The organism is Methylobrevis pamukkalensis, from assembly GCF_001720135.1.
Taxonomy (GTDB): domain Bacteria; phylum Pseudomonadota; class Alphaproteobacteria; order Rhizobiales; family Pleomorphomonadaceae; genus Methylobrevis; species Methylobrevis pamukkalensis.
The window spans coordinates 1-5941 of the sequence record NZ_MCRJ01000169.1; the positions used below are offsets into that span (position 1 = coordinate 1).

The following is a 5941-nucleotide window of genomic DNA, read 5'->3' on the forward strand; positions in this document are numbered from 1 at the left end:
CGCCGGCTGGACGCGGACCGGAGCGGGCGCGGCGACGGCCTTCGGCGGCGTGTTGCGCAGTTCCTGGCGCGCCGGCTGCTGGACGCGGACCGGGGCCGGAGCCTCTTCCGCGCCGGCGCCGCTGGCGGCGTTCATCTCTTCCTCGTCGTCCTCGCCGCTGTCGAACAGCATGGCGAGCAGGCCCTTCGGCCGCTTCTTCTCGCCTTCGGCGCGCAGCGACAGCGGGGCGCTGGAGGCCTGGGTCCGCTTCAGCTCGGCCAGCGCCTGCTCGTAGCCGGCCATGGGGCGGCCGTCGCTCGGCATGTGCACGGTCTTGCCGTCGGGGAAGACCTTGGCCAGCTGGGCGCGGGTCATGCGCGGCCAGTGGCGCACGCTGCCGACGTCGACGTGGACGAAGGGATTGTTCGACGTCGGATAGTAGCCGATGCCGCCGCGCTGCATCTTCAGCGCGATGGTGCGCAGCTTGGCGACACCAACGTCCGGAAGATAGAAGTCCATCGCCTTGCCCATGGTGTGCTGGCTGTGCTTGGCGACGCCCTTGGAGCGCGAACGCAGGGAATCGTTGGTGGCCAGCGAGCGATAGGCGGAGACGACATGGATCGGCTTGCGCGATCCGGACTGGCGATAGACCTCCCAGACCGTGTCGAACAGGCGGGGATCCATCTTGCGCGATTCGTTGCGGCGCCAGTCGCGCAGGAAGCGGTTGAGCTCGCGCAGCCCGCTTTCGACGTAGCGGCCGTTCTGCTTGAAGGTGATCTTCAGGCGTTCGCGGGTGTGGGTGTTGTAGAGATCGAGCGTGCGGTTGTCCGCCGCCTGCACGGGGCCGACGCCGGTGACGGCGACCAGCAGCGTGGCTGCGACGACGGCGGCGATGCGAACCCGCGACCTGCATCCGTCATGGGTCGGGCCGAAGCCGGCACGACCGCTGTTGCCGACGGTCCGGCGGGCGAGAAACTCGCCTGCCCAGGAGGACGCGCCGCGGCAAAAATCGATGAGCTGTTTCAAGTCGGCCTGCCAGATCTGCCCGTGTTGCCCGATACCCCTTCGAGAAATATCGGCCCAAACTGTTAATCCCCGGTTTACCGTAGGCGGATTTTCAAGGGATGTGGTTTTCCATGCAACAGTCATACGGTGAGCGGCACCATAGCCGCTGCGATGCGGTGATCAAAGGCGGAAAATATCCCGCTCCCCGATTTGCACCGTGTGCGCGCAGGCCGCCCGCGGTTTCGCGCGGTCCGCTCGGTCCGGCTCTTCTCCTTCCTTGTCAGGGGCTTGCATGACGACATCCTCGGAAACGGTGGCCGCCCGGATCGCCCGCGTTCTCGCCGAACGGATCATCGCTGGCGCCCTGGAGCCGGGCGCGCGGCTGCGGCAGGACCATGTGGCCGAGGAATTCGGCGCCAGCCATGTGCCGGTGCGCGAGGCCTTCCGCCGTCTGGAAGCGCAGGGGCTGGCGCGCAGCGAGCCGCGCCGCGGCGTGCGCGTCGCCGGCTTCGACCGCGACACGGTGCGCGAGGTGGCCGAGATGCGGGCGGCGCTGGAGGTGCTGGCGCTGCGCAACGCCGCGCCGCATCTGACCGGCGCCGTGCTCGACGCCGCCGAGGCCGCGACCCGGGCCGCGACGGCTCGCGCGATGTCGCCAGCTGGGAGGCGGCGAACCGGCGCTTCCACCGGCTGATCCTCGATCCCTGCGGCATGCCGCGCCTGCTGGCGGCGATCGACGACCTGCATGGCGCCAGCGCGCGCTTCCTGTTCGCCTCCTGGCGATCGGACTGGGAGGCGCGCACCGACCACGACCACCTCGCCATCCTTGCCGCGCTGCGGGGCGGCGACGTCGACACCGCGGCGGCGACCCTGGCCCGCCACGTGCAATGGATCGGCGAGCGCCGGGTCACCACGCCGTCGGGCCGCACCCGCGAGGCCTTCGCCATCGTCGGCTGAGGCGGTCCCGCGCGCTTCGACTTCCCTCATCTGCGACCGCGTCCACCATCGCGATGCCTCGGCGGCGTTGACGGGATTTTTCGTCGCGACCGCGCCTGCGACCATGCGCGGCGCCGGGCGCCCTTGCGCCAGATCGAAAAACATGAACTCCTTTATAGATCGAATCCGCAAATTATAGATAATTATCGAACTCAAGGAGATCCCATGTCCCTCGTCGCTATCCCCCGCCCGGCCGCGCCGCTGCGCCTGTCCGCCCAGAGCCCGCTCGTCAAGATCGCCGCCGTGGCGCTCGGCACGCTGTTTCTCGCCGCCTGTTCGCGGATCGAGGTGCCGATGGTGCCGGTGCCGATGACCATGCAGACCTTCGGCGTCACGCTGATCGGCGCGCTCTACGGTGCCCGGCTCGGCACGTTGACGATCCTCGCCTGGCTCGGCGAGGCGATGCTGGGGGCGCCGGTGCTGGCGGGCGGGGCCGGCGGCCTTGCGCATTTCGCCGGCCCGACGGTCGGCTATCTCGTCGCCTTCCCGATCATCGGCGGCCTCGTCGGCCTTCTCGCCGAGCGCGGCTGGACCGGACGGCGGCTGATGCGCAGCCTTGCGGCGATGCTGGTCGCCAACGCGCTGTGCCTTGTCATCGGTGGCGCCTGGCTCGGCGTCCTGATCGGCGCGGAGAAGGCGTTTGCCCTCGGCGTCGCGCCCTTCGTGCTCGGCGGCATCCTCAAGTCGGCGCTGGCGGCGGCAACGGTTGCGGCCGGCGACCGCTGGATCCGCCTCGCGCGACCCGCTGACCTCGCGCCCTGCCGCGCCGGTGTCGATGACCACCTGCAACGCGCCGGACGGGCCGGGCGACCCGCCCGTCCGGCTGCGCGCCCACCATCTTCTCTGCATGCTCACCTATGTGGGGGAGGGCTACAGCCCGGCCTTCGTCGCCAACTACGACCGGATGGTCGCGAGGATCGCGGCCGGCGCGCAGATCCTGATCGTCGAGGGCCCGGACGACATCTGCGCCCCGCTGCTCGGCGACGCCGAGGCTCACTGCCGGGCGGCGAGCGTTCTGGCCCGGGACCAGCGCGCGCAACAGGTCGTGGCGGCGATGACCGGGCAGGATACTGCCCCCGGCCTGCGCCTTGTGCCCACGGCCGGGCTGCTTGCACGGATGCGGGCGGCCGTCGCCCGCGGCGACGGCCTCTCCGCCTGCGGAGGCTGCGAATGGGCGGATCTCTGCGCACGGGTTGCGGCTGCGGGATATTCCGGCGCACGGCTGCCAGCCCGCTGATCGGCAAGGATCTTGCCGCAGAGCCGACGCTCACGCCGGCTTCGGCACCCCCAGGACACAGGCCCAGCAGCCCGTCGGTCGTCCCCTGTCAGAGGAAATCTGGCGTTCGCTTCGCGACCATTCCTCGGCCTCCGGATTATGGCCGAGAGGCCGAGAACCATTTGCGATATTGATCGCGGGATGGTTCAATTGGCCATAGTCTCGCTGCGTTGTTTAATTGGGGATAGAGGGAATGAACCCGTATCAGAATTTGCCGCAGTCGTCGTTCTGGAGGCCCGCTGTCTCCGACCGATCACTGTTCGCGATCGAGAATTTATGGTCGCCAAAATTTCCGATTTCCGGGACGGCGCCCGTGGTCACGTTCGGCTCCTGCTTTGCGCAGCATGTCGGGCGGGCGCTGCGTGACCGGGGACTCAACTGGCACATCACGGAAACGAATCCGCCCGGAATGGCCCCTGAAACGCGGAAACTGTTCAATTACGGCGTGTTTTCCGCCCGGACCGGCAATATCTACACCACCTCGCTGCTGCGGCAGTGGACCTCCTGGGCGCTCGGCACTGCCGTTCCTCCGGACGAATGCTGGGAGAGCGAGAGCGGTGTGTTCGATCCCTTCCGTCCCGCTGTCGAACCGGGTGGTTTCGAAAGCCGTGAAGAGGTGTTCGCCTCTCGCGCCGCGTCGATCGCGGCCTTCAAGGCGGCCATTGTCGAAGCGGAGGTGTTCGTCTTCACGATGGGACTGACGGAAAGCTGGGTGAACCTTCAGGAGGGCTACGAGTATCCGATGTGTCCCGGCACCGTCGCCGGCGAATACGACGCGACGCGCCATGGCTTCCGCAATCAGGACTTCGCCACGATCCATGGCAACCTGACCGCGGTCATCAAGGCGATGCGCGGCGTCAACAAGAACCTGAAGTTCATTCTGACGGTCTCCCCCGTGCCGCTCACCGCAACGAATTCGGGCGATCATGTCCTCGTCGCGACGTCCTATTCGAAATGCGTCCTTCGGGCGGTGGCCGGCCAGATCGCGGGCGAGTTCGATTTCGTCGATTACTTCCCGTCCTTCGAGATCATCACAAGCCCGGTGTTCCGGGGCATCTTCTTCGAGCCGAACATGCGGAGCGTCACCCCGTCCGGCGTCGATTTCGTGATGAATCACTTCTTCACGGCGCACGAGACGAAGTTCGGGCCCATCGAACTTCCTGCCTCCGCGATCAAGCTCTTGCGCCGGCGCGCCCAGGAACTGGAAGCTCGCAGGTTCGTGCGTGCTGACGGCGACGTGCCGCGAGGCAAGGCGACCGGCCGCGCCGGCAACAATGTTGCCAGCGGCGACGTGTGCGAGGAAGAACTTCTGGCCGCATTTGGAGGTGAAGCGTGAAGATAGCGGTCCTTGGAAACAGTCACATCGCCGCCCTGAAACAGGGCTGGACGGCTCTTGCCGCGCGTTGCGAAGGCGTGGACATCACCTTCTTCGGCCAGCAGCGGGATGGCCTCAAGAATCTGGAGCTTTCCGAGGGAAGGCTCGTGGCGACCAACCCTGTGCTTCTCGAATCGCTCCGGTTCACGTCCGGCGGGCACAGCTTCATCGAACTCGCCGCGTATGACATCATTCTCCTTCATGGCATGGCGCTGATGGGCCATGCGATTGCGCCCCGACAGCATTTCTCGCGCAAGGCGCTGAAGGCCGCCTTCCAGGAGGGGGTGAAGGACCAGCTGTCCTACAAACTCCTGATGCTTATCCGCAGTGCGACCGACAAGCGCATCTATCTCGGTCACGAACCGCTGAAGGCCGACATCCGGCGCAAGGGCGGCCAGGCGACCCGCGGCTACGAAGCATGGATCGCGGCCGCCAACCGCGAATTCTATGAGCCGCTGAACGCGGAGTTCCTGAGCCAGCCGCTGAAGACCGTCGTCAACGGCTCGGCGACCAACATGACCTATTCGAAAGGCTCGAAGCGGCTGGCGACCCAGGAAGGTATGGGCGAGCCGGCCCATCCGCCCAAAGACCTGCGCCACATGAACGATGAATTCGGACGCCTCTGGATGATGAAATTCCTGAACGGCCGGGGCATCGGAACGTGGACCGAGGCCGAACTTGCACTGCTGGATTGAACACTGGCAAAAGTGGTGTTCGTTTCAGGGTTGAGGCAGATCTGGCTTCCCTCAGAGGGGGAGCTCGCATCGCGTGAAGATCCGATCCGCTTTCAGGTGTGGCCGATCCGTGCGGGTCAACAGCACGGTGCCACGGCGCTGCCGATGATCTGAACGCAACGCCGTCAGGGAGCGACTGCCGAGGGCAGACGCTCCCTGATCGACCATCTGCAGCCCGAGCGCGGTCTTCACCGCCTTGGAGTGGCCTTAGAGATCGTCGCGCGTGCCCGGCCACAGCGTCTCGTCCAGCGGGATCGGCGCGGGCGACACCATCCGGGAGATCCCTGCAGTGTCGGAGAAGCCGGACGCGGCCCTTGTGGGGGCGTCAGTCGTTTGACTGCGATTCCGGATGATTGCAGATGATTTTCCAGCCTCGGTGTTCACACAGACTTTCGCACATGAGGCGTTCCTTCTCGAAGTCATGTGTGTCGGCCACGGGATACTTGTTATAAAATGTTCTTGTCTTCTTGAAGTCGCACCCGAAGATGGAAACGTGGCTGGGTTCGAATTGTGACACGTAATCCATGACCATGGCGCCCACGCTTGGACGGGTTCCCAATCGCTCGGTCAGTCGTT

The 5941-nt window shown here is 66.3% G+C and carries 5 protein-coding genes and 3 pseudogenes; 6 read left to right on the plus strand and 2 right to left on the minus strand.

Going from position 1 to position 5941, the window contains the following annotated elements; all coding sequences use genetic code 11:
- Positions 1 to 1005, minus strand: a 1005-nt coding sequence (gene mepK, locus A6302_RS18910; protein ID WP_425349179.1) for a peptidoglycan L,D-endopeptidase MepK, incomplete at its 3' end; no start/stop codon positions are given.
- A 271-nt stretch (positions 1006 to 1276) separates the two neighbouring features.
- Here mepK and A6302_RS24875 point away from each other — a divergent pair.
- The 6 genes and pseudogenes from A6302_RS24875 to A6302_RS18930 all read left to right on the plus strand — a co-directional run.
- Positions 1277 to 1426: pseudogene (locus A6302_RS24875) on the plus strand (GntR family transcriptional regulator); the annotation flags it as partial.
- On the plus strand, positions 1393 to 1941 hold the full coding sequence (locus A6302_RS18915) for an FCD domain-containing protein (RefSeq protein WP_245294149.1): 549 nt from the start codon (positions 1393 to 1395) through the stop codon (positions 1939 to 1941). The pseudogene A6302_RS24875 and the gene A6302_RS18915, both read left to right, overlap by 34 nt.
- A 204-nt stretch (positions 1942 to 2145) precedes the next feature.
- Positions 2146 to 2694: pseudogene (locus A6302_RS21650) on the plus strand (biotin transporter BioY); the annotation flags it as partial.
- 61 nt (positions 2695 to 2755) lie between these two features.
- Positions 2756 to 3217 carry a DUF1284 domain-containing protein gene (locus tag A6302_RS18920; protein WP_069308336.1) on the plus strand — a complete coding sequence of 154 codons (462 nt, stop codon included), beginning with the start codon at positions 2756 to 2758 and terminating at the stop codon, positions 3215 to 3217.
- 232 nt (positions 3218 to 3449) lie between these two features.
- Positions 3450 to 4592 (plus strand): GSCFA domain-containing protein, encoded by a 1143-nt coding sequence (locus A6302_RS18925; RefSeq protein WP_069308334.1) that lies wholly within the window; start codon positions 3450 to 3452, stop codon positions 4590 to 4592.
- On the plus strand, positions 4589 to 5326 hold the full coding sequence (locus tag A6302_RS18930; RefSeq protein ID WP_141703950.1) for a hypothetical protein: 738 nt from the start codon (positions 4589 to 4591) through the stop codon (positions 5324 to 5326). Before A6302_RS18925 ends, A6302_RS18930 begins: the two co-directional genes overlap by 4 nt.
- 364 nt (positions 5327 to 5690) lie before the next feature.
- Here the strand turns inward: A6302_RS18930 and A6302_RS23710 are convergent.
- A pseudogene (locus tag A6302_RS23710) lies at positions 5691 to 5941 on the minus strand (hypothetical protein); the annotation flags it as partial.

Coding starts and splice junctions, on each gene's coding strand:
- A6302_RS18920 (WP_069308336.1), top strand. CDS start 2,756: ATGACCACCTGCAACGCGCCGGACGGGCCGGGCGACCCGCCCGTCCGG.
- A6302_RS18925 (WP_069308334.1), top strand. CDS start 3,450: ATGAACCCGTATCAGAATTTGCCGCAGTCGTCGTTCTGGAGGCCCGCT.